General features: G+C 71.4%; 15 protein-coding genes, 1 tRNA gene, 1 other RNA gene and 3 pseudogenes. 12 read left to right on the top strand and 8 right to left on the bottom strand.

Annotated features, from left to right (window positions below; translation table 11 throughout):
* Positions 1 to 6: 6 nt before the first annotated feature.
* From AB0G17_RS04730 to AB0G17_RS04715, 4 genes are read right to left on the bottom strand one after another with little or no spacing between them, the layout of a single operon-like run.
* Entirely contained in the window at positions 7 to 474 is a 468-nt protein-coding gene (locus AB0G17_RS04730) for a cupin domain-containing protein (protein ID WP_361375495.1), read from the bottom strand.
* Positions 428 to 2,311: an FAD/NAD(P)-binding protein gene (locus tag AB0G17_RS04725; protein ID WP_361375493.1), complete on the bottom strand. Its 1,884-nt coding sequence runs from the start codon at positions 2,309 to 2,311 to the stop codon at positions 428 to 430. The genes AB0G17_RS04730 and AB0G17_RS04725 overlap by 47 nt, the downstream gene beginning before the upstream one ends.
* Positions 2,308 to 3,159, bottom strand: coding sequence for an N-acyl homoserine lactonase family protein (locus tag AB0G17_RS04720; RefSeq protein WP_361375491.1), 852 nt, complete (start codon positions 3,157 to 3,159; stop codon positions 2,308 to 2,310). Before AB0G17_RS04720 ends, AB0G17_RS04725 begins: the two co-directional genes overlap by 4 nt.
* A gap of 5 nt (positions 3,160 to 3,164) precedes the next feature.
* Positions 3,165 to 4,526: a lysine 2,3-aminomutase gene (locus tag AB0G17_RS04715; RefSeq protein ID WP_361375489.1), complete on the bottom strand. Its 1,362-nt coding sequence runs from the start codon at positions 4,524 to 4,526 to the stop codon at positions 3,165 to 3,167.
* A gap of 508 nt (positions 4,527 to 5,034) precedes the next feature.
* Between AB0G17_RS04715 and AB0G17_RS04710 the strand changes: the two genes are divergently transcribed.
* Both AB0G17_RS04710 and AB0G17_RS04705 read left to right on the top strand, forming a co-directional pair.
* On the top strand, positions 5,035 to 6,957 hold the full coding sequence (locus AB0G17_RS04710) for an FAD/NAD(P)-binding protein (protein ID WP_361375487.1): 1,923 nt from the start codon (positions 5,035 to 5,037) through the stop codon (positions 6,955 to 6,957).
* Positions 6,954 to 8,162 (top strand): MFS transporter, encoded by a 1,209-nt coding sequence (locus AB0G17_RS04705; RefSeq protein ID WP_361375485.1) that lies wholly within the window; start codon positions 6,954 to 6,956, stop codon positions 8,160 to 8,162. Before AB0G17_RS04710 ends, AB0G17_RS04705 begins: the two co-directional genes overlap by 4 nt.
* Before the next feature lie 104 nt (positions 8,163 to 8,266).
* Here AB0G17_RS04705 and AB0G17_RS04700 read toward each other — a convergent pair whose 3' ends face one another.
* Entirely contained in the window at positions 8,267 to 8,833 is a 567-nt protein-coding gene (locus AB0G17_RS04700; protein WP_361375483.1) for a TetR/AcrR family transcriptional regulator, read from the bottom strand.
* Positions 8,834 to 9,120: 287 nt separating this feature from the next.
* Here AB0G17_RS04700 and AB0G17_RS04695 point away from each other — a divergent pair, with 287 nt between their 5' ends.
* Positions 9,121 to 10,032 (top strand): oxidoreductase, encoded by a 912-nt coding sequence (locus tag AB0G17_RS04695; protein ID WP_361375481.1) that lies wholly within the window; start codon positions 9,121 to 9,123, stop codon positions 10,030 to 10,032.
* Between the two features lie 175 nt (positions 10,033 to 10,207).
* Here the strand turns inward: AB0G17_RS04695 and AB0G17_RS04690 are convergent, their stop codons facing one another.
* Positions 10,208 to 10,642: a PIN domain-containing protein gene (locus AB0G17_RS04690; RefSeq protein ID WP_361375479.1), complete on the bottom strand. Its 435-nt coding sequence runs from the start codon at positions 10,640 to 10,642 to the stop codon at positions 10,208 to 10,210.
* Complete coding sequence (locus AB0G17_RS04685) at positions 10,639 to 10,917, bottom strand: CopG family transcriptional regulator (protein WP_361375477.1); 279 nt, start codon at positions 10,915 to 10,917, stop codon at positions 10,639 to 10,641. Before AB0G17_RS04685 ends, AB0G17_RS04690 begins: the two co-directional genes overlap by 4 nt.
* A 364-nt stretch (positions 10,918 to 11,281) precedes the next feature.
* Here AB0G17_RS04685 and AB0G17_RS04680 point away from each other — a divergent pair.
* The 4 genes and pseudogenes from AB0G17_RS04680 to AB0G17_RS04665 all read left to right on the top strand — a co-directional run bounded on the left by AB0G17_RS04680 (position 11,282) and on the right by AB0G17_RS04665 (position 14,993).
* Positions 11,282 to 11,612: pseudogene (locus AB0G17_RS04680) on the top strand (hypothetical protein).
* 1,576 nt (positions 11,613 to 13,188) lie between these two features.
* Positions 13,189 to 13,509 (top strand): annotated as a pseudogene (locus AB0G17_RS04675) (replication initiator); the annotation flags it as partial.
* Positions 13,502 to 13,735 carry an excisionase family DNA-binding protein gene (locus AB0G17_RS04670; protein ID WP_361375475.1) on the top strand — a complete coding sequence of 78 codons (234 nt, stop codon included), beginning with the start codon at positions 13,502 to 13,504 and terminating at the stop codon, positions 13,733 to 13,735. The pseudogene AB0G17_RS04675 and the gene AB0G17_RS04670, both read left to right, overlap by 8 nt.
* Positions 13,736 to 13,746: 11 nt before the next feature.
* Positions 13,747 to 14,993, top strand: a pseudogene (locus AB0G17_RS04665) (tyrosine-type recombinase/integrase).
* 80 nt (positions 14,994 to 15,073) lie between these two features.
* Here AB0G17_RS04665 and AB0G17_RS04660 read toward each other — a convergent pair.
* Positions 15,074 to 15,161 (bottom strand) — tRNA-Ser (locus AB0G17_RS04660).
* Positions 15,162 to 15,232: 71 nt separating this feature from the next.
* Here AB0G17_RS04660 and ffs point away from each other — a divergent pair.
* The 5 genes from ffs to AB0G17_RS04635 all read left to right on the top strand — a co-directional run bounded on the left by ffs (position 15,233) and on the right by AB0G17_RS04635 (position 23,104).
* Positions 15,233 to 15,331: signal recognition particle sRNA small type (gene ffs, locus AB0G17_RS04655), an RNA gene on the top strand.
* 198 nt (positions 15,332 to 15,529) lie between these two features.
* Positions 15,530 to 17,914, top strand: coding sequence for a DNA polymerase III subunit gamma and tau (locus tag AB0G17_RS04650; protein WP_361375473.1), 2,385 nt, complete (start codon positions 15,530 to 15,532; stop codon positions 17,912 to 17,914).
* A gap of 61 nt (positions 17,915 to 17,975) precedes the next feature.
* Positions 17,976 to 19,232 carry a phosphoribosylamine--glycine ligase gene (gene purD / locus AB0G17_RS04645; RefSeq protein WP_361375471.1) on the top strand — a complete coding sequence of 419 codons (1,257 nt, stop codon included), beginning with the start codon at positions 17,976 to 17,978 and terminating at the stop codon, positions 19,230 to 19,232.
* Between the two features lie 332 nt (positions 19,233 to 19,564).
* A complete protein-coding gene (locus AB0G17_RS04640; protein WP_361375469.1) occupies positions 19,565 to 21,220 on the top strand; it encodes a hypothetical protein in 1,656 nt (551 codons plus the stop codon).
* A gap of 429 nt (positions 21,221 to 21,649) precedes the next feature.
* Positions 21,650 to 23,104 carry a N,N-dimethylformamidase beta subunit family domain-containing protein gene (locus AB0G17_RS04635; RefSeq protein WP_361375467.1) on the top strand — a complete coding sequence of 485 codons (1,455 nt, stop codon included), beginning with the start codon at positions 21,650 to 21,652 and terminating at the stop codon, positions 23,102 to 23,104.
* Positions 23,105 to 23,139 lie beyond the last annotated feature (35 nt).

The following is a 23,139-nucleotide window of genomic DNA, read 5'->3' as shown; positions in this document are numbered from 1 at the left end:
GTGTTGTTATGCGTTTTCTTTGGAGAACTTGTTGTGCAGACCGGCCATCTGGGGCAGGTTCGACATGTTGAGCAGCAGCAGATCCGTGTCCGCCCCGTGGTTCTCGAAGTGATGGACGTGCCACGCCGGGATCAGGATGATGTCGCCGTCGCCGAGGGCGACCTTCTCGGCGGTCTCGTCGAATACGAGGACGCCCGATCCGGACCGTACGAAATAGAGATGCCACCAGGAATGCGTGTGCGGCGTGGTGCTGTCACCGGGCCGTACGGACTGGAAGGTCATCGACGTTCCCGGAATGACCTCGTGGTCGCCTCCGGGTGCGGCCAGCGTGACCGTGCCGTATTCCGTGTGCTCGGCCGATTCGATTTCCCCGGCCAGGGTCTCCCACTGCCAGACGACCGGTTCGGGCCGCTCCTGCACATGGCGTTCACGGAATTCCGGGTAGGGAAGCTGACTTCCGCTGCGCACGGGCATGCTCGTTCTCCTGATCCTGGCTGGTGTCGTATCGGTGGTGGATGTGCGCGACCATGCCGCGTACGGAGGCGTCGGCGTCGAGGGTGAACTGCGAGGCCATTCCCTGGCGCGGCAGCGCGTGCGTGTAGAAGCGCGGCCCTTCGACGAGATAGCCGACCGCCCACGCGGTGCGCAGCGGCTCGCCCGCAGCGGTGATCGGCCGGCCCTGTGCGTCGATGTCGAGACCGCCCGGCTCGAACGGGCCGTTCGCGTACGGGCGGACGAGCCCGCGCTCCAGCAGCCTGCCGACCAGCGGCGACCTGTCTCGCCCGGGGTGGAACGCGTCGAGGCGGGCCACGACCAGAGCGTCGGCATGGCGGATCTCGGGGCCGTCCGGATAGTCGGTGCGGACCGCGAACCGCGCCGCCTCCCGGTCGAGCACCAGCCGCCCCCCGGGCCCGCCGGCCAGATCCAGGACCCCGGCCCGCAGCAGGGCGAGCAGCTGGTAGTTGCGGTGGCGGGGCGGGCCGAACGACACCCGGTTCATGACCGGCACGTACGTGGTGTTGAACGTCCGGTGGGACTCGGGCGTCAGACCGGAGAACTCGACGGCCTCCCGCAGGCTCGCCCGGGTGTCGCGGATGACGTCGGTGGCGGCCTTCAGGGGGCTCGTGGTGTTGCCGAGCTCCGCCTGCTCCAGGTCGCCGGCCACGTAGTCGACGAAGAACTTCGTGAACGCCTCCTGGTTGGCGAAGTCCAGCCCGCGCAGCGGGTCGAGGATCTCCTCCACCACACGGCGGTCGGCCGGGGTGAGCTCGTACTCCTCAGGAGGAAGGAAGCGCTGCTCCTGCGCCGAGCGATAGGCGTACCCCATCTCGCGCAGCAGGAGCGGAAGGACCTCCTCGGTGAAGTCGAGCCGGGAGTCGGCGCGGCGCAGCGCCGCCCGCTCCCGCGCCTGCCGTACCGCGTCCTTGGTGAAGAACCGTGGCCGGTGGGCTCCGGTGACCCCCTTCTGGTTCACCCCGCGCGCGCTGAAGGGCAGGCACTGGCGGGAGAAGAGGAGGATCTCGGGCTCGCGGCCCGAGGGGCGGTACTCCAGGGTGTGGCCGGAGCCGTGGAAGGTGCCGCCACGGCCGACGGTGAGCTCGGAGACGACGTCGTGGGCGGTCAGCCCGAACCCCTGGACCGCGACGGTCGAGCCCGGGGCGATCGCCTGGAGCCGGTCCACCGGGTACGGAGTGGAGCAGTACGCGAGCGCGGGGTTGCGGTCCGCGTTCTCCCGGGCGAACTCCTCGTAAGCGACGTCCTCTTCGGTGGGGATCCGCTCGCAGTGGCCGGTGGTGAGGAAGACGTAGTCGCTGGTGAGGGCGTAGCCCTTCGCCAGGTGGACGACGAAGCGGTCACCCTCCGTCGGCTCGATGTCCACGGCCCGGTCGCGGTGGTGCACGACGCGCACCTGGGGCGGCAGGGACTCGACTGTCCGGTCGAACACCCAGCTGAGGTAGGCGCCGAGCATCTGCCTCGGCAGATAGGCGTGCTCCCCCAGCGGCTCGCCGAAGGCGTCCCCGGTCGGGTGGAACGCGCCGTCGAACCCCCGGTATCCGGCCGCCTCCGCCCACTCGGTGAACGAGGGGCCCAGATCGTCGGCGAACATCGTCACCTGGCTGGCGACGGTGTTGGTGAGCAGGTGGGAGGGCTGACGTGCGGAGTGCGTGCCCTGGCCGGGGTCGCCCGGGTCGATCAGGTGCACGTCCAGCGTGCATCCTCGAGGCAGCTGCTCCGCCAGGCCCGAGATCCGCTGCACCACGCTCAGGCCGCGCGGGCCCATGCCGACGACGGCCACCCGGAGCGCTGTCATCGCACCGCTCCGGCGGTCACGGCGGCGGCTTCGAGGCCGTCGAGTGCGGGTTCGTGCAGGCGGACCCAGTCGGGCGCCCCCACGAGCGGCGGGAACCGCAGCGCCACCTGGGGGTCGTGGCCGGGGATGACGTGGTCGTCGCCGTCCGCCAGGGCCTCGATCCTGTCGTACCCCTCCAGCATCGGCGTGAGGTGGTCGAGGATCGGGAACGGGCTGCGCAGCCGGATGTTCGCCCACAGGTGCGTGGCGTCACTGGCCAGCACGACCCAGCCGCGCGCGGTCGGGACCCGGACCACCTGGGTGCCCGGCGTGTGTCCCGGCACCGGGTGCACCGTCACTCCGGGGATGATCTCGGCTTCCCCTCGGTGGAGGACGAGCTGGTCCTCGAAGAGCCCCTGGACGGCCGTCTTGACGTTGACCGGCTCGAAGGGCTTGCGTACGACGTGGTGGCGCATGGCGGGCCCGGTGCAGAAGGCGAGCTCGTCCTCCTGGAGGTGGATCCGCGCGTGCGGGAAGCGGTCGAGGTTGCCCGCGTGGTCGTAGTGCATGTGCGTGATCACCACGTCCGACACGTCCTCGGCCGCCACACCGAGATCGGCCAGCGCGTCGACCGGGCAGCGGAACAGGGTGCGGCCCCGGCGCCGTGCCATCTCCTCGTTGAACCCGGTGTCCACCAGCAGGAAGTGCCGGTCGTCGCGGATCACCCAGAGGTAGAAGTCCATGGGCATGTCACTGCCCGGGGTGAACTGGCCCTCGTCGACCAGGAAGTTGTCCCGCGCGGGCCGGTCGGCGTGCGTACCGAACCGGAGCGCCAGGACCTCGTACAGGGGGCGCGTGTCCTCGGCCATGCCGCTCACGCCCCCACGAGGTCGAGCGGTTTGCCGAGCACGGAGGCACCGGAGGCACCGGAGGCGGGCCCGTCCTCCTCGAAGAGGAACCTGCGCTCCCCGAACGCGGGCTCCAGCTGGTCGAACCACGTCGCGGCGGGGTCGAACTTCGCGTAGAAGGGCTGGCGGACGAGGCCGCCGCGACGCGCCTGCAGCAGTTGCAGCGCGAAGACCTTCTCGCCCCGGATCGTCGGCACGCCGTCGATGAGGACCTTGCCGGGGAACGCGCTCATCGACGGCCCGCGCACGGTGCGCGACAGACCGGAGACGCTCGCGTACGCCGTGCGGAAGATGTCGTACGCCTCGACCAGCGGCAGCTCGAAGTAGGAGCGCGCGCCGGTGTCCCGCTCGACGAACATGTAGTACGGGACGGCCCCGAGCTTCACGCCCGTGGTCCACAGCTCGTGCCAGGCGGCCGGGTCGTCGTTGATGTGCCGCAGAACGGGGGACTGCATGCGCACGACGGCACCGGTCGCGGTGATGCGCCGCAGCGCGTCCTGCGCGATGGCGGGCCGCAGCTCGGCCGGGTGGTTGTAGTGGCCCATCAGCGCGAGGTGCTTGCCCGCGCCCACGACGCGCTCGAAGAGGCGCAGCAGGTCGTCGGCGTCGACGTCGCTGACGAAGCGCTGCGGCCAGTAACCCACGGCCTTCGTGCCGATCCTGATGTTCTGCACGTGCGCCAGCTCCGGCGACAGGAGCGGTTCGAGGTAGCGCTCCAGATTGGCCGTGCGCATGATCAGCGGGTCGCCACCGGTGATCAGGACGTCGGTGACCTCGGGGTGCTGCTTGAGGTAGGCGGCGAGCCCCGCCGCGTCCCGGGCGGCGAAGTGCAGGTCCTCCTCCCCGACGAACTGCGGCCAGCGGAAGCAGAAGGTGCAGTAGGCGTGGCAGGTCTGGCCGGCGCTCGGGAAGAACAGCACCGTCTGGTCGTACTTGTGCTGGATCCCGGGGACGGCCTCGCCGTCGAGCTCGGGCACGTTGTGCGTCAGCTGGCCGGCCGGGTGCGGGTTCATCCGCGAGCGGACCACGTGGATCTGCTTGGCCAGCTGCTGTTTGTCACCGGACCTCAGCAGATCGCGCAGGGTGGCGAAGTCGTCCGGCTCCAGCATGCTCTGGTGCGGGAAATTGAGCCGGTAGATCGGGTCGTCGGGAATGCGGTCCCAGTCGATGAGTTCGTCGAGTACGTACTGGTTGGTCCGGAACGGCAGCACGTGGGAAACGACGTCGACCGCTTCGCGCAGGTCGTCGGGTATGCGCTCCCATTGCGGTGCCCGCTTGATCGATGACCGGTTGTAGGGCTTGTACTTGGGAGGGGTGGAAACACCCATGGGAATTCTCCGTCCGTAAGGCGGAAGTGGGGGTCGGCGACTCGGTTCCGGCGGGAACAGCCGCGTGATCGGCGGGAACGGCCGCTCGGTCGGCGGGTGTCGCGCGAGCGGCGGCGGGTATTGCGTGAGCATCGGCGGGTATGGCGCGAGCGTGGAGGCTCCCGCGCATTTCTGCTTCTCCACGCTCGCGCGGCCAGGTGGAACCCGACCCTGCGGGCAGCCCTCGCTCGCCGGTTCAAAAAGCTATCCGGAGGAATCGCGGGGTGGGAAATAGGCTGTCAGACCCATTCATTCACCAGGCACATGGATGGCTTCTATGTGTCCCATGAATCAATCGCTCGCGGGATGCATTGATGGCTTTGCGGCTGACCTAGGATCGGCAACCGCCGGACCGGAGACCGGTGACCGGAGACCGGCGACAACCGGAAACACGCGGTCAGTAAACGCCCGGTCAGGAATCACGCGGTCACGGTCGCGCGATCGGGAAACAGGGGAAGTGGGGCTTTCGGTGGACGGTCGACTCAGCGTCGCCATCGTGGGGATGGGGCCGCGCGGGCTCACCGTCCTGGAGCGGCTGTGCGCCAACGCGGCGGTGGATCCCGCTGCCCGTCCGGTGACCGTGCACGCCATCGACCCGGCTCCGGCCGGGGCGGGCCGGGTCTGGCGCACGGACCAGTCCGCGCACCTGCTGATGAACACGGTCGCGGAGCAGATCACGGTGTTCACCGACCCGAGCGTCTCCTGCGCCGGCCCGGTGGTGCCGGGGCCCAACCTGTACGAGTGGGCGACCCTGCTCGCCCTGATGGGCGCGGCCGAGGGGTACCCGGACGACGTCGTCGCCCAGGCGCGGGCGCTGGGCCCGAACGCGTACCCCACGCGCGCGCTGTACGGCCGGTACCTCCAGTGGGCCCTGCGGCGGACGGTGGAGACGGCGCCGCGCCATGTGACGGTACGGATCCACCAGGACACGGCGGTCGAGCTGGGCGAGCGGGGCGCGCGGCAGGTGCTGCGGCTCGCGGGCGGCGACCGTCTGCTGCTCGACGCCGTGGTCCTGGCCCAGGGGCACCTGCCGGCCGAGCCCCCGCCCCGCCCGGCGCCCCGCACCGGCACACGCCACATCGCCCCGGGCAACCCCGCCGAGGTGGACCTCGACGCGATCGCTCCCGGGGAGCCGGTGGCCCTGCGCGGCCTCGGGCTCACCTTCTTCGACTACTTGGCGCTGTTCACCCGGGGCCGTGGCGGCGTGTTCGAGGAGCGTGCGGACGGCCGCCTCGACTACCGCGCCTCGGGCCGGGAGCCGCGCCTGTACGCGGGCTCCCGCCGGGGCGTCCCGTACCAGGCACGCGGTGACAACCAGAAGGGCCTGGGCGAACGCCACCGGCCGGTGCTGCTGACGGCGCGGACGATCGCCGCGCTGCGAGAACGTGCCGCGTCGGACGGCGATGTCCGCTTCCGCAGGGACATATGGCCCCTGATAGCCCGGGAGGTGGAACTCGTCTACTACCGCCAGTTCCTCCGCCTGCGCGGTGAACGGGACGCCTCCATCCAGGCCTTCGCACGCGGTTATCTGCTCTGCCGCCCCGGCAGCCCGCTGGAGAAGCAGCTGTTGCGGCGCCAGGGAATCGAGGAGCGCGACCACTGGAGCTGGCGGGCTTTCGAGACCCCGTACGACGAGCAAGCCCTGCGCGGCCCCCGGGAGTTCACGCGGTGGCTCGTGGCGCACCTCGAACGCGACGTCGCGCGCGCACGGGGCGGAAACGTCGGGGACCCGGTCAAAGCCGCCCTGGACGCCCTGCGCGACCTGCGCAACGAGATTCGCCAGATCGTCGACCACGGCGGCATCACCGGCGACTCCTACCGCGACGAACTGACCGGCTGGTACTCGCCGTTCAACGCCGCTCTCTCCATCGGCCCGCCCAAGCGCCGCATCGCGGAGATGGCCGCACTGATACGCGCGGGAGTCCTGGAGCCGGTGGGACCGGGAATGCGCGCGAAACCGGCGGTGGAATCCGGCGGCTTTCTCGTCTCCTCGTCACTGGTGCCGACAGAGCCGGTCCACGTCACCACCGTCATCGAGGCGCGCATCCAGGACCCCGACGTCCGCAGGACCGCCGATCCCCTGCTGCGCCGCCTGCTCGACACGGGCCGGGCCACGCCGTACCGCCTGCCCAACCCGGACGGCAGCCACTACGAGACCGGGGCGCTCGCGGTGACCGAGCGGCCGAGCCGCCTCGTGGACGCGTACGGGCGGGCCCACCCGCGCCGGTTCGCGCTCGGCATCCCCACGGAGGGCGTGCACTGGGCGACGGCCGCCGGCGTCCGGCCGGGAGTCGACTCGGTGTCGCTGGGCGACGCGGACGCGGTCGCCCGCGAGCTGCTCGGTCTCGGGACGGTACGGTCCACCGACCGCGTCGAGGTGAACGCCTCGTGACCACGTTGGTCCGTACCGACCGACGCGAACCAACCGGCGGGGCGAGCCGTGAACCGGCGGGCTTGTCCACCACGTCGGGCGTCGCGGCGGTCACCGTCCTCACCTCGCTGCCGGTGTTCCTGCCCGGGGCCGCGAACGGCCTCATCTCCGCCGAGTTCGGCTGGAGTTCGGTACGGATGGGAGCCATCCTGGCGGTGTACTGGCTGGCATCCCTGGCGGGCGCCTTCGTCAGCAAGCGGGCCGCGCTGCCCGCGGCGGTGGAACGGACGTTGGCCGTCGCGCTGTTCGCCACGTGCCTCGGGCTGCTGGCCGCGGCGGCGGCCCCGGCCGTGGGCCTGTGGGTCAGCTCGGCGGTCGGCGGCTACGCCTACGGCTACACCCAGCCGCACACCAACGCGCTGCTCATGCGGCGCTGCGCACCCCGGCTGCGCGCCTTCGCCTTCGGCCTGAAGCAGGCCGCGGTGCCGGCCGCCACCCTGCTCGCCAGCGTGGCGATGCCGGTGCTGGCCGGACCGGTGGGCTGGCGACCGGTGTTCGCGGGGACGGCTGTGCTGTGCGGCGTCGGGGGCGCCCTCTCGGTGCGGCACGGCCCCGGGGCCGGGCGGCACCCGACGGGGGCGCCCCGGGGGCGCGGCGACCCGCCGGGCAGAGACCCCTTCCTCATGGCCCTGGCCGGCGCGGGCTTCTTCGGCGCTATGGTGGGAAACGGCCTGGGCGGTTTCCTGGTGCTGGCGCTGACGACGAGGGGCATGGCGCTCGCGACCGCCGCGGCGGTGGCGACCGCGGGCGCCGCGCTGAACATCGCCGTCCGCCTGACCATGGGCTGGCTGGTGGGCAGACTGCCGCAGCTCGCCTGGGCGGCGTTGCTGGGACTGTTCGTGACGGGCGCGGCGGGCACGGCGCTCCTGACACGGCCGGACGGCGCGTCGGCCACGGTGGGCGCGCTGCTCGCGTACGGCGGCGGCTGGGGCTGGGCGGGCCTGCTCCACTACGTGATCGGCCTCCCGTACGCCGGCCAGGAGCAACGGGCGACCGCGTACAGCCAGATGGGAGTCTCCCTGGGGGCGGCCACCGGCCCGCTGGTGTGCGGCCTGCTGTTCACGGTGGCCCCGGCGGCGGCATGGTGGGCGCTGACGGCGGCGGGGCTGGGGGCGGGGGTGTGTGTCGCGGTCGCGCGCGGACGGGCGGAGCGGGTCCGAGTGTGAGGCCTGAGGCCCGAGGCCCGAGGCCCGAGGGTTGAGGCTTGGGGCCCGATGGTTGGGGCCCGAGGGTTGGTTGGGTCCCGAGGCCTGGGGCCGGAGGCCGTGCCTCAGTCGGCCACAAGGTTCGCCATGACCTGCTTGGCCCCCTTGATGGCCTGCCCGAACGCCGCCGGGTCCTGATGGGCGCGGGCCAGGGTGTACCCGCCCTGCACGGTCGCGATGATCAGCGACGCCATCACGTCCGGGTCGGTACCCGGCCGCAGCTCACCCGTACGCACACCCTCCGCGAGCACCTTGGACAGCCGCCCGCCGACCCAGGTGAAGAACTCCGCCGTCGGCGCGCGCAGAGCGCTGTCGGTGACGACCTCGTGGTCCTGCGTGAGCCGCCCGATGCGGCAGCCGGCGAGCGGGTCGCGCTCCAGATCGAGAAAGGCGTTGACCCGCGCGACGGCCGACTCCCCACCGGCCAGCGCCCCCTCTATACGGGAGCGGAGCTGGTCGCCCATGTGCACCATGGCGGCGATCGCGAGCTCGGCCTTCCCGGAGAAGTGGTGGTACATGCTGCCCTGCCCCGCCTGCGCCCGCTCCAGGATCATGGCCGGACTCGTACCGGTGTAGCCCCGCTCCCAGAGCAGATCGGCCGTGGCCCGGGTGAGGGCCTCCTTCTTACTCATGGAGGGAGTGTACCTACCACTCCGTACGCCGCGCGGTGATCAGCGAACTGCGGTGCGGGCGGGCGCGGAGCCGGGCTTCTGAGCGGCGGCGGGCGGTGGGGCCCTTCGGAAGCGGGCCCGGTGAGACCGCGGTTGCGAGGGCTCCGGGCCGCTCGCGGCGAAGGTAGCCCTGGCGGACCTACGTTGGCCAGAGGGCTGGGTACTTCGACTACGGCGGCGAAACATTGAGGTCAGCGCCGGGAACGACCGGTGCGGACCCCCTCGACCCCACCAGGAGAGGCACCCTCATGAGCAGCCTTCCCGCCACCTCGCCCGCTGCCGCCGACACGGGCACCGCCCGTGCCGGCTCCGACGTCTGGTTCGTCACCGGTGCCTCTCGCGGCTTCGGTCTGGAGATCGCCCGCGAGGCGCTGGCCCGCGGCCACAAGGTGGTCGCCACCGCCCGCCGCTCCGGCACCATCCCCGGCCTGCTGCCCCGGGCGGACGGGCGCCTGCTCGCCCTGGATGTCGACGTGACCGACGAAGCGCAGGTCCAACGGGCCGTCGACGCGGCCACCGAGCGCTTCGGCCGCATCGACGTCGTCGTCAACAACGCCGGCCGCGGCCTGCTCGGCGCGGTCGAGGAAGCCTCCGACCGGGCGGCGCGCGCCGCCTTCGACGTCAACGTGTTCGGCGCGCTCAACGTCCAGCGCGCCGTCCTGCCGCAGCTGCGCGAGCAGCGCTCCGGGCACATCGTCAACATCAGCTCCGTCGCCGGCGTGGTCGGACTGCCGGGCTGGGGCCTGTACAACGCGACCAAGTTCGCGATGGAGGGCTTCAGCGAGGCGATGTCCCACGAACTCGCCCCGCTCGGCATCAAGGTGAGCCTCATCGAGCCCGGCTACTTCCGTACCGACTTCCTCGACGCCTCCAGCCTGGACACCGAGGCCAACGTCATCGACGACTACGCCGCCACCGCCGGCGCCACCCGTGCCCACGCCCAGCACGTGAACCACGCGCAGCCGGGCGACCCGGTCAAGGGCGCCAAAGCGATCGTGGACCTCACCGAGCTCGCCGACCCGCCGCTGCGGCTGATCCTCGGCTCCGACGCCTACGGCTTCACCCAGGCCAAGCTCGACACCCAGGTCGCCGAACTGCACACCTGGCGCAAGATCTCCGAGTCCACCGACCACGATGCCCAGGCACCCGAGGGCCGATAGCCGAACGGACTTGGACGTGGGTGAACGAGACCGGGCACGGGACCGGGGCCGGGACCGTGACCGGGACTGGGGCCGGGGCCGGGACCGTGACCGTGACCGGGACTGGGACCGGGGCCGGGGCCGGGGCCGGGACCGTGACCGTGACCGGGACTGGGGTCGGGACCGGGGCGCCGGGTCACACCTTCTTGAGGACGATCGTGTCCGGGACCAGCTTCTCCAGGTCGTCCACGTCCGAAGTGAAGACGGTGACCTGCCCCTTCTGCTGCCGCGCGATGACGGCGAGCACAGCGTCGATCGCGTACTTGTGACCGTGCAGCCCGGCGTCGGCCAGGAGGCGGCGGGCCTGGCGCGCCTCGTCCTTCCCGATGTCGGCGACTTCGAGCCGGGACAGCACCCAGTCCCAGCGCTGTTCGGTGGTCCTGCCGTCGTACGCCTCGATCAGGGTCATCGGCGACGTCACCACCTCGGCTTCGCCCCGGGCTGCGAGGTCGAGCCAGGCGATCATCTTCCGGTCGCCGCGCACCGCCAGGGACAGGGCCTCGCAGTCGAGTACGAAGACACGCAGGGGCCGCTGCCTGTGCTGCCCGTGTTCACCGGCGTGCTTCTTCACGCGGCCTCTCCGGCGTCCGGCTTCCCGGCGGCGCGGCGGCGCTGGTGCTCGGCGTCGAGATCCTCCAGCTCCTCGAATGCCGCGGCGCGCTCGTCTTCGGTCACCGGGCCATGTTCCTCTTGCAGCCAGTCGACCAGCTCGCACAGCCGGTCACGCTCGCGCTTGAAGCGCAGCGCCTCGGCGACGTACGCCGACAGGCCCCGCTCGGCCGCCTCCGCGCGGATCTCGTCAAGGAGATCCTCGGGGATCGTCACCGTCACCTTCTTTGTTGCCATACAAGGGACCATACTCCGGGTGCTGATCCCCTTACCAGATGTCATGGGGGCAGCCGTGGAACGAAGAAACGAAGAAGGGCCCCACTGCGAACAGTGGGGCCCTTCGACATCGTGCCCGGTGAGGCACTGGCGGAGGATACGAGATTCGAACTCGTGAGGGGTTGCCCCAACACGCTTTCCAACTGTGTTGGTAGTCCGGGTGCTTCGGGCGGGGCCGTTCACGTGCGTTCATGGGCGGCTGGTCGTCGGGGCGGCTACTGCCTCCGGTCCTCTCTGAACGGCCATGAACGGCGCTGAATGAGACGGAAACTGAGACGAACGGCGGACCGGGTTCGCTAGCATCGTGCCTGTTGGAGGGGGCGTCATGGCGCTGGCCCGCAAGGGATCACGACAGACCATTGTCGATGGCACGGCCTACCGCTGGCGTCTGCGCGGTAGACCAACGTACCCCCCAGGGCCTGGCCTGGTCGCCTTGTTCATTCGCGGTTGAGCACGCGGACACGCCGGGCACGACGCTCGTGATCACCACCGGCCAGCTGCATCCGAGCAACTGGATCGGTCGCGAGGCTGAGCCTGTACTCCCTTCTGGCGTGGCTGCGGCTGTTCGACTTGCCCTGCGCGAGGGGTGGACTCCGACGGCTATGGGCCCTGCGTTCCACCTCGACCAGTCCGCCGGCTTCACCCCCTCGTACTGAACAGAGCGGGCGAAGTGAAGGCCAAACGTTGGAACCGGTGAACCGGAGGTGCTTGCATGGATTGGGGGACACTCTGGGGGGCCGGACTAGGTGCAGTTGTCGGCTCGGTTCCACCCTGCTTGCTGATCGCATTCGCTGGAAGCGCGATGAGTCGACCAGGGGGTTCGATCTTAGACGACAGTTGTACGGAGACTACCTGTCGTCGATTACTCGAACGCGGAATGAACTCAAACACATCGGCAGCTCAATCGACCTAGCTGCTGACGAGCGTGCTCGCCGGGCCGGCGCTGTGTATCGAGAGGGTGGAGTACCTGAACTTCGCTACCAGATAGCCATTCTTGGGCCTCAACGCGTTGTGGGACCTGCAGAAGAAGCGCATAGGGGGCTTCGAGCCGTGCGTAATGCCATTCAAAATGGCGTGACGGGCGATTGCCTCGAACCTCATTACGGCAACTTGATTCGTAGGGTTAAGTCTCTTAAGGAATCAATGCGTTCTGACCTTGACGCAGATCACGGTTAATCCACGCACGCATGAGCACCGCTTTAGGAGTTCGATCCAAGCGCGTTCCAGCGGTGTTGGCGGGGGGCCGGGTCGAACGTGCCGGGCCGTGCATGGGTGCCCGCGTTCGGTGCCGTTGATGTCACCTGTGGATGTTGTCAGCCGGAGCTAGCGCTTCTTGCGGATCTTGCGCTTCTTCTCCTTGGCCTCCTTCTCCTTGCGCTGGGCCACACCGTACGCGGACCACGGTCTCTGATGCGTGGGGCACCGAGAGGTGCCCGTAACCACCTGCCGCTGACACCGTCCCCCTGCCTTCGTTGGTGCGCCACACTTCGCCACGCTGCTTCCCTTCTTCAGTCCCGTCGCGCGGTACGTGGAGCTCTAGGCACCGTGCCCCGGCTCCTACTGAGAGGGAAGGCGTGCGGGGAGTGTGGCTGGTGCACGCGGACGCACCCCGACGCCATCCGATTGGGATGCCTACGTGTTGGGCGGCTGGTGACAGGACTTGATCAGGTGCTCTGAGGGAAGGGCGACAGACTGTGCTCGTTGCAATAGCGCTGCAACTTCGTGTGGGCTGACGCCATGCTGGAGCTGTCAGCTGCGGCAAGGTACTGTGACGTCGCCTGCCCAAGGTCCGACCAGTTTGTGTCCGAGCCGCTGATTCGGTCCGCAGTGTCTTGGAGCTCGTGGAACTTCTTCTGAAACTCCTCCGGACTGACTGTCACGTCCGGTGAGACCACTGTCATCATGCTGGCGCCGAGGTTGGCGCAGAAGGCCATGGTGTCGTCGCTTGGTTCAGTCTGGCCGGCACCCGCGCACGAGCTAAGAGTCAACGCGGCCACGGTGGAGGCAGCCGCAATCGCCCATGTTCGTATGCGTCTTACCGGTCGCTCCGTGCCTGACTGCTTGCTCCGTGCCCGGCCGCGCTCCCCGGCATGCAGCAGTTGTTCGCATTCACCTTCTACGTGGCCGTATCCAGGCATCGCCGCCCCCCTCTGAGCTATATGGCTTGGCGAGCGGAACGTACTGTGCTGGCCCGGTGCTCACAATCCCTCGAAAGGCGTATGGGATGCGCTCCGCGTGATCCGCACCGCTTGGACCCTCGGCGCCCGCAAGGACCTCGAACACCTCCGGCTACGCGCCTGGGCCCACATGCTCGGCTTCCGCGGCCACTTCTCCACCAAGTCCCGCCACTACTCCACCACCCTCGGTGCACTCCGAGACGCCCGCGCCGAATGGCGCCGAGAACAGGCGGCAACGAGCGGCCCCGAGCCGGAGACGACGTACGTCCTCACCCACTGGGCCTTCGCCGGAACAGGTCTGTCCTCCGCTGAGGCCTGGCTGGCCGCATCCCTCGAACCCGCCCCCGGAACGGAAGGAGAACCGACCCGTGGCTGAGCTGAAAGAGAGTCCGGCCGTTCTGCACACCGCCGATCCTTCGCTCGTCCTGCTGACTGTCGAGGAGGCGGCTCGGCGGCTCCGCATCGGCCGTACGACTTGCTTCAAGCTCGTGTTGGCGGGCGAGATCGAGTCGGTCACGGTCGGTCGACTTCGGCGGGTTCCGCCCGAGGCTCTGCCGGTCTACGTGTCCAAGCTCCGTCGTCGTCCCGCTGAAGCGGCGTGAGGGGGGCGGACATGGCAGAGCAGAAACGCACCCGTCAGCCCAACGGCGCCTCTTCGATCTACCTCGGCAAGGACGGGAAGCGGCACGGCCGAGTGACCGTGGGCGTCAGAGATGACGGCAAGCCCGATCGTCGTCACATCGAGCGCAAGACCAAGGCCGAGGTGACCAAGGCCGTACGCGAGATGGAGCGGGCCCGCGACGACAAGAAGCTTCGGAAGCCGGGGAAGGGCTGGACCGTCCAGAGCTGGCTTGAGCACTGGGTCGAGAACATCGCCAAGCCGTACGTCTCCGAGAACACGTACGACGGGTACGAGGTGGACGTCCGCGTGCATCTGGTCCGGGCCTTGGCGCCCACCAGCTCGACCGCCTGGAGCCCGAGCACCTGGAACGCTTCTACCAAAAGATGCAGAGCACCGGCAGCGCGGCCGGCACTGCTCACACGTGCACCGCACGGTCCGTACGGCTCTCAGTGAGGCGGTGCGGCGCGGGCACCTGTCCACCAATGCGGCGGAGATTGCCAAGGCGCCGCGACTCGAAGAGGAGGACGTCGAGCCGTTCACGATCGAGGAGGTGCAGAGCGTGCTCGTCGAGGCGGCCAAGCCGCAACAGCGCGCGCTGGGTGGTCGCCCTGGCGCTCGGGCTTCGGCAAGGGGAAGCGCTCGGGCTCCACTGGGAGGACATCGACCTCGACGCGGGATACGTCCGCATCCGGAAGAACCGGCTTCGGCCCAGGTACGCGCACGGCTGTGGTGACAACCCGTGTGGTCGGAAGGCGGGCTACTGCCCGAAGCGGGAGCAGACCCGGCGCGAGCACAAGTCCACGAAATCGCGGGCGGGGCGTCGCACGATCGGTCTGCCCGATCCACTGATCAAGATTCTTCGGCACCACCAGGAGGTGCAGGAGAGGGAACGGATCGCGGCCGGGGCTGACTGGGAGGGCAAGGGGTACGTCTTCGCCTCGCCGATCGGTGGACCGCTGAGCCCGAACACGGACTTCCACGTCTGGAAGAAGCTTCTTCGGGACGCGGGCGTTCGAGACGGACGGCTTCATGACGCTCGTCACACGGCGGCGACCGTGCTCCTGATCCTCGGCGTCCCGGACGTCGTGATCGACGCGATCATGGGGTGGGAGCCCGGGGGAGCGGCCCGGATGCGCGCTCGGTACATGCACATCACGGGGCCGATGCTCCGGAAGGTCGCGCAGCAGGTCGGAGAAGCCCTCTGGGAGCCGCCCGGGGCCGGGGAAGAAACCAACTGAGACGGAAACTGAGACGGACAACGTCGAAGGGCCCCACCGCAAGCGGTGGGGCCCTTCGACGTTAGTGCCCGGTGAGGCACTGGCGGAGGATACGAGATTCGAACTCGTGAGGGGTTGCCCCCAACACGCTTTCCAAGCGTGCGCCCTAGGCCACTAGGCGAATCCTCCGCCGCAAACAATACAAGACGCTGAGGGGTGCTCGCGAACTCGTTCCCCGGGCGGGGATCGGGTACCCTGTGCGGAGCCCCTCACGTGGCGCTATCTGACTGAACTCCCCCAGGGCCGGAAGGCAGCAAGGGTAGGTCGGCTCTGGCGGGTGCGTGGGGGGCGCTTGCGTTTGCGAGGGCCCGTACTGCCCGGGGGAGTGGGGACGGGGGTCCGGCGCCCAGGTGGCTCAATCGGGGCGGGCCGGTGCGTGGGCCGGGTGCGGACAGGTGCGCGGGGCGGTGTGTGGGGCGGTCGCGGGGCGGTGTGTGGGGCGGTCGCGGGGGGCGACGCGGGCTCGGTTGTCAGTCCGCCCCGATAACCTCGTAGGTGTGTCGTCCCTTGCGCTCTACCGCCGCTACCGCCCGGAGTCCTTCGCCGAGGTCATCGGGCAGGAGCATGTCACCGACCCGCTGCAGCAGGCGCTGCGGAACAACCGGGTCAATCACGCGTACCTGTTCAGCGGGCCGCGCGGATGTGGAAAGACGACCAGCGCCCGGATCCTGGCCCGGTGCCTGAACTGTGAGCAGGGTCCGACGCCGACCCCGTGCGGCGAGTGCCAGTCGTGCCAGGACCTCGCCCGCAACGGGCCGGGGTCCATCGACGTCATCGAGATCGACGCCGCGTCGCACGGTGGCGTGGACGACGCCCGTGAGCTGCGCGAGAAGGCCTTCTTCGGCCCCGCCAGCAGCCGGTACAAGATCTACATCATCGATGAGGCCCACATGGTCACCTCGGCGGGCTTCAACGCCCTGCTGAAGGTCGTCGAGGAGCCGCCGGAGCATCTGAAGTTCATCTTCGCCACGACCGAGCCCGAGAAGGTCATCGGCACCATCCGGTCGCGGACCCATCACTACCCCTTCCGGCTCGTTCCGCCCGGCACCCTGCGGGAGTACCTCGGTGAGGTCTGCGGAAGGGAAGGCATTCCCGTCGAGGACGGCGTGCTGCCCCTCGTCGTGCGCGCCGGGGCCGGGTCCGTGCGTGACTCGATGTCCGTCATGGACCAGCTCCTCGCCGGCGCCGCCGACGACGGTGTGACGTACGCCATGGCCACCTCCCTCCTCGGCTACACGGACGGGTCGCTGCTCGACTCCGTGGTGGACGCGTTCGCCTCCGGTGACGGCGCCGCCGCCTTCGAGGTCGTGGACCGCGTGATCGAGGGCGGCAACGATCCGCGCCGGTTCGTCGCCGATCTGCTGGAGCGGCTGCGGGATCTCGTGATCCTCGCCGCCGTTCCGGACGCGGGCGAGAAGGGGCTCATCGACGCCCCCGCCGACGTCGTCGAGCGCATGCAGGCCCAGGCCTCCGTGTTCGGCGCCGCCGAGCTCAGCCGGGCCGCCGATCTCGTCAACACCGGGTTGACCGAGATGCGGGGCGCCACCTCGCCCCGGCTCCAGCTGGAGCTGATCTGCGCGCGCGTGCTGCTGCCCGCCGCGTACGACGACGAGCGCTCGGTCCAGGCCCGGCTCGACCGGCTGGAGCGCGGCGCCCACTTCCAGGCGGGTGCGGGGACCGGGCCCGCGATGGGGTACGTGCCGGGGGCCGAGGCCCATCCGCCGATGCCTCCCACGACCGCTTCCCCCGGCCCCGGCATCCAGGGCGGTCCCGAGGCCGCCCGGGCCGCCGCGCGAGGTGCCGGAGCCCCGGCCGCGCCCGCCCCGGCCGTCCCCGCGACCCCGACCCCTGTCGCTCCGCCGGTCCAGCCCCAGGTCCAGCCTCCGGCCGAGCCCGCTCCCGAGCCCGTCGCGCAGGCCCCCGCCCCGGGCGCCTGGCCCGGTGCGGCCGCTCCCGGTGGTGCCGGAGGCGGTCAGGGCGGGGGTGCTCAGCGGCCCGGTGCGTGGCCGGGTGCCGGAGGTTCCGGGACCGGCTCCGGGGCGCCTTCCGGTTCTGGCTCCGGTGCCGCTTCCGGTTCTGGCTCCGCTTCCGCGAGCGCCGCACCCGCCGCTGCCCCCGCCACCTCCGGCGGTGCCGGAGCATGGCCTTCCGCCTCCATGCCCGGCCGGCCCGCCCCGGCAGCCCAGACCCCGGCCCCGGCCGCGACCCCTGCCGCCGCCCCCGCCCCGAACCCCGGCAGCGCCGTCCACGTACGGAACATGTGGCCGGACATCCTGGAGGCCGTGAAGAACAAGCGGCGCTTCACCTGGATCCTGCTGAGTCAGAACGCGCAGGTGGCCGGATTCGACGGCACCACCCTCCAGCTCGGGTTCATCAACGCAGGCGCCCGCGACAACTTCGCGAGCAGCGGCAGCGAGGAAGTCCTGCGCGGGGTGCTCGGCGAGCGCTTCGGTGTGCAGTGGAAGGTCGAGGCGATCATCGACCCGTCCGGCGGCTCCCAGCCCCCGGCCGCGGCGGGCAACTTCGGCGGCGGCTCCGGCACCCCCGGCGGCTACGGGGCCCAGGGCGGCAGCTCCGGCAACCCCGCCGGCTCCGGCAACCCCGCCGGCTTCGGAACCCCCGGTGCCACCTCCTCCCGCCCCCAGCCCCCCGCCCCGGCCGCCCCCGCGACCCCGGCCGCCCCCGCCCCCGTACAGCGGCCGCCGCAGGCCTCCGCCCCCGTGAGGCAGGAGTCCGCCGTGGCGCAGGAGCCGCCGGTGCGCCTGGAGGACGACGTTCCGGAGGACGACGACCCGGACCTCGTGGACAACGCGCTCTCCGGCCACGACCTCATCGTCCGCGAGCTCGGTGCGACGGTGGTGGAGGAATATACGAACGAGTAGCGGTACGGGGTTCGGTGACCCGTACGAGGGAGAATCCGCCACTCCGGCTAGGCTGGCTGCCGTGAAGGTCCTTGTCATCGGCGGCGGCGCCCGCGAGCACGCCCTGTGCCGTTCCCTGTCCCTCGACCCCGACGTGACGGCGCTGCACTGCGCCCCCGGCAACGCCGGGATCGCGGAGGTCGCCGAGCTCCACCCCGTGGACCAGCTGGACGGCGAGGCGGTCGCCCGCCTCGCGGCCGCGCTCCACAGCGACCTGGTCGTCGTCGGGCCCGAGGCGCCGCTGGTCGCCGGGGTCGCCGACGCCGTACGGGCCGCGGGCATCCCCTGCTTCGGCCCCTCGGGCGAGGCGGCGACGCTCGAAGGCTCCAAGGCCTTCGCCAAGGACGTGATGGCGGCGGCGAACGTGCCGACCGCCCGCTCCTACGTCTGCACCACCCCGGCCGAGATCGACGAGGCGCTGGACGCGTTCGGCGCCCCGTACGTCGTCAAGGACGACGGTCTCGCGGCGGGCAAGGGCGTCGTGGTGACGGACGACGTCGAGGCGGCCCGTGCGCACGCGCTGGCCTGCGACCGGGTCGTCATCGAGGAGTTCCTCGACGGCCCTGAGGTCTCGCTCTTCGCGATCACCGACGGCGTGACCGTGCTGCCGCTCCAGCCCGCGCAGGACTTCAAGCGCGCGCTCGACGGCGACGAGGGCCCCAACACCGGTGGCATGGGCGCGTATTCGCCGCTGCCGTGGGCCGACCCCAAGCTCGTCGACGAGGTCATGGCGAGCGTGCTCCAGCCGACGGTCGACGAGCTGCGGCGGCGCGGCACGCCGTTCTCCGGGCTGCTGTACGCGGGCCTCGCGATCACGTCGCGCGGCGTGCGCGTCATCGAGTTCAACGCGCGTTTCGGCGACCCCGAGACGCAGGTCGTCCTGGCCCGGCTGAAGACGCCGCTGGCGGGGGTGCTGCTGCACGCGGCCAACGGGACGCTGGACGCGCAGCCGCCGCTGGCCTGGCGCGACGACGCCGCGGTCACGGTCGTCGTGGCGTCGCACAACTACCCCGGTACGCCGCGGACCGGCGACCCGATCGAGGGCCTGGACGAGGTCGCGGACCTGGACGCGCCGCATGCGTACGTCCTGCACGCGGGGACGCGGCGGGACGGGGACGCGGTGGTCAGCGCGGGCGGACGGGTTCTTTCGGTCACCGCGACCGGGGCGGACTTGGCGCAGGCGCGGGAGCGGGCGTATACGGCGGTGGGGCGCATCCGGCTGGACGGCGGCCAGCACCGTACGGATATTGCCCGGGGGGCGGCCCAGGCGCAGGCCTGACGCGTCGCCCCAGATGCGTGATGTGCCCTGGTCCGGGGCGCGGCCCTTTCGGGGCTGTGCCCCGGACCCCTTTGTTTTCGTCTGCCTTGTTTTCGTCTGCGGGCCCGTGGTCCGTACAGCCCGGCCCCAACCCATCGGCCCCCGGAACCCCACCCCAAAGCCATTCCATCGAGTGACGGGTGGGCCATCCGGATGACGGGTGGCGGGGGCGCAACTAGGGTGCGGCGGGAGCGGTCCGGCACTTGGGTCACCGGCATTGCGATGTCAGTGGGGGGTGCCACAGTGGGGGAGTGAGCAAAGCCGACGCAGGGCAGAGGGGGTGACGTCCGGCCGTGTCCGGTTCCGGGATGGGTGGTGAGGCGGGCGCGCGGTCGGCGCGCTCGCGGGCGCTGGCGGTGCTGCGGGTGCGCAGCCGGGCGCTGGCCTTCGCTCTGCTTCCGGCGGCCGTGGCCGTCGTGCTGCTCGTCGCTGACGTGCAGGGCCGGATCGACGGCCGCGGCTGGGACACGGCCCGCTGGGCGGTGACGGGCGCGGCGGCCGTGGTGCTGCTGGCGGCCGCCGTGGTCACGGCCGTGATCGTACGGGCGAGACCCGCGCTCTCCCCCACGGTCGAACTGGCCGAGTCCTCGGCCCCGGATCTGTACCGGCTGGTGAAGGACCTGGCCGACCGGCTCGACGTGCCCGCGCCGTCGGCCATAGCGCTCACGCCGGACTGTGACAGCTGGCTGGAGGACCGCACCCACCCGGCCCACTCCGTACGGGGGCGGCTGGGCCAGGGGCCGCGCGGCATACCGGGCGTGCGGCGCCGCACCGACGCCGCGCCCGTCCTCGTCATCGGGTCGCCGTTCCTGTGGTGGATGCGGGTCGGTGAGCTGCGGGCCATCCTGGCGCCCGTGGTGGCCGGCACCGGGCCGTCCGCGCACCCCGACATAGCCTCGGCCCGCCGTTTCGTACGGGGGCTGGACGCGGCGGTCGCCGTGACCAGCGGCCCCGGCGCGGGCCGCGGGGCGCGGCTGGTGCTCGGCTTCGTCGGGCCGGTGGCGCGGCTGCTGCTGCGCGGCTGCCGGGCGCACGCCGCCGAGATGGAACGGGGCGTCGCGGCCGCGGCCTCCGAGCGGGCCCAGACCGTGGACTACGGGCTGCGGATCGTCGCCCAGGAGCAGGTCGGGCTCGCCTATGCGGGCTGGGACCGGCTGCTCACCCGGGTGGCGCTGCCCGCCTGGCGGATGGGGCGGTGGCCGTCCCGGCTCGACGCCGGGGTGGTCTCGGCGCTGACCGAGCTGTCGCGGCGCGACCGGCTGGCCGAGGGGTTCGCCTCCCGGCTCGGCGAGCGGCCCGCGTGCGATCTGCTGGAGGAGCCGGGGGTGGCCGACGAGGCGGCCTCGCTGCTCGCCGCCCGCCTCTTCCACGGCGGTCCGGCCGAGCCCGGGCCCGACTGGTCGCCGGTGGACTGGCAGCACTATCCGGAGGAAGTCGTCGACCGGAAGTGGCGTGCGGAGGCGGCCCGGCTGCACCGCGTGCTCGACGGGATGGGGACCCGGCCGGGCGTCGAGCCCGCCGCACCCGCCGCCCCGACGCTGGCGCGGGTGCTGGAGTACCTCGCCGGGCAGGGCGGGCGGGACGGGGAGGCGCTGGCCGCCGGGATCGAGGCGGAGGTGGCCGTCGAGGAGGCGGCCGGTCCGCCGCTGCCCTCGGCGGACGCGTGGGGCGACTCGGTCCCGCTCTTCCCGCTCCAGCCGCCGCGTACGGGGCGGGACCTGCTGGCCGACCACGTCACGGCGATGGTGTGCTGCGCGGCGGTCGACACCGCCGGGGCGGCCCCGGGCCTCGACTGGCTGGACGGGCCCGCGCTGCTGGTGGACGGGGAGCGGAAGGGGGACCTGGGCTCGCGGGTGCTGGCGTTGCTGGAGGAGGGGGACGTGGAGCCGCTGCGGCGGTGGCTGGTGGGGGTGGGGGTGCGGGCGGAGAAGCCGGTGCGGCTGGTCTGACGGGGTTTTGGCCCCTGCGCCCCGGCTCGCGTTCGTCTGCAGGCCGCCTGTGGCTGGTCGCGCAGTTCCCGTGCCCCTAAAAATGCCGCTGCGCGGCATCCCCTGGGCGCGCCGAAGGGGCGCATCCAGGGGCGCGGGGCTGTGACATGTGCGGCTCCGCCGCGATGGGGGTCCCCCTGTTCGAGCGAAGCCGAGAACTTGGGGGAGCGACCAGCCCCCCACTGGCCCGCAGGTAGACACCGGGCAAAAAAGGGCCGCGGGGAACTGCATGATCGGCCGCAGACGGGCCGCGCCCGCCCCCCCAAGCGGAGTCCACCCTTCCGTATCACGTCAATTCACGACGAACAGTGACGGAGTGCGTGCGTTATGTGATGTGCTGGAGACCGACCGCTGACCGGCGGCGTCGGGGGAGTGAAGGAGGGGCGCGGTATGGGGGCGGAGCAGATCCGGCGATGGGAGTCGGGGGCGCTCGCGCACGCCGTCTCCGATCCCTTCGGGCAGGGGCCGCTGCCCTGGCTGCGCGGCGGGGAGCACTACTTCGACGACACCGGCCACGTCGTGCCCTGGTACGTCGAGCCCGCCCGGCCCGGCGCCACCGGACCCCGTACCGCCGACGACGTACGGAAGCAGATCAAGGGGTTCGCCTCCACGGGGGCCGTCGCGCCCGGTGAGGCGATCGACTTCCACATCACCGTCGACCCGCCGCAGCAGTTCTCGGTCGACATCTATCGCATCGGGCACTACGGCGGGGACGGCGCCGCCCATGTCTCCACCAGCCCCCGGCTCGCCGGGATCGTGCAGCCCCCGCCGCTCACCGCCAACCGGACCGTCTCCTGCCACCACTGGTGGCTCTCGTGGCGGTACCAGGTCCCGTCGCACGCCTCGCTCGGCGCGTACGTGGCCGTGCTCACTACCGCCGACGGATACCGGTCGCACATCCCGTTCACCGTGCGCGACAGCCATCCGGCCGATCTGCTGCTCCTGCTTCCCGACATCACCTGGCAGGCCTACAACCTCTTCCCGGAGGACGGCCGCACCGGCGCCTCGCTCTACCACGCGTGGGACGAGGAGGGCCGCCTCCTCGGGGAGGAGGACGCGGCCATCACCGTCTCCTTCGACCGTCCCTACGCGGGGGCGGGGCTGCCGCTGCACGTCGGGCACGCGTACGACTTCATCCGCTGGGCCGAGCGGTACGGATACGACCTCGCGTACGCCGACACCCGCGATCTGCACGCCGGGCGCGTCGACCCGACCCGCTACCGGGGGCTGGTCTTCCCCGGCCACGACGAGTACTGGTCGGCCCCCATGCGCCGCACCGTCGAGCTCGCCCGGGAGCACGGCACCTCGCTGGTGTTCCTCTCCGCCAACACGCTCTACTGGCAGGTCGAGCTCGCGCCCTCGCCCTCCGGCGTCCCCGACCGGCTGCTGACCTGCCGCAAGCGGCGCGGGCCCGGACGGCCGGCGCTGTGGCGCGAAGTGGCCCGGGCCGAGCAGCAGTTGCTGGGGATCCAGTACGCGGGGCGGGTGCCCGAGCCGTCCCCGCTGGTCGTGCGGAACGCCAAGCACTGGCTCTGGGAGGCCACCGGCGCGGGCGAGGGGGACGAGATCGACGGGCTGGTGGCGGGCGAGGCCGACCGTTACTTCCCGCGCACCGCGCTCCCCGAGCACCAGGACCGCATCCTGCTCGCCCACTCCCCGTACCGCGACAGCGAGGGGGCCGTGCGGCACCAGGAGACGTCCCTCTACCGGGCCCCGTCCGGCGCGCTCGTCTTCGCCTCCGGCACCTTCGCCTGGTCCCCGGCGCTCGACCGCCCGGGGCACACCGACCCCCGCGTCCAGCGCGCCACGGCCAACCTCCTCGACCGCATCTGCAAGCGGGACTAGGGAAGCGGGACCAGGGAAGCGGGACCAGGGCCGCG

The organism is Streptomyces sp. NPDC023838, assembly GCF_040639555.1.
Taxonomy (GTDB): Bacteria; Actinomycetota; Actinomycetes; order Streptomycetales; family Streptomycetaceae; genus Streptomyces.
The sequence above is the reverse complement of the archived record's forward strand: the minus strand, read 5'-3'. Positions and strand labels throughout refer to the sequence as shown.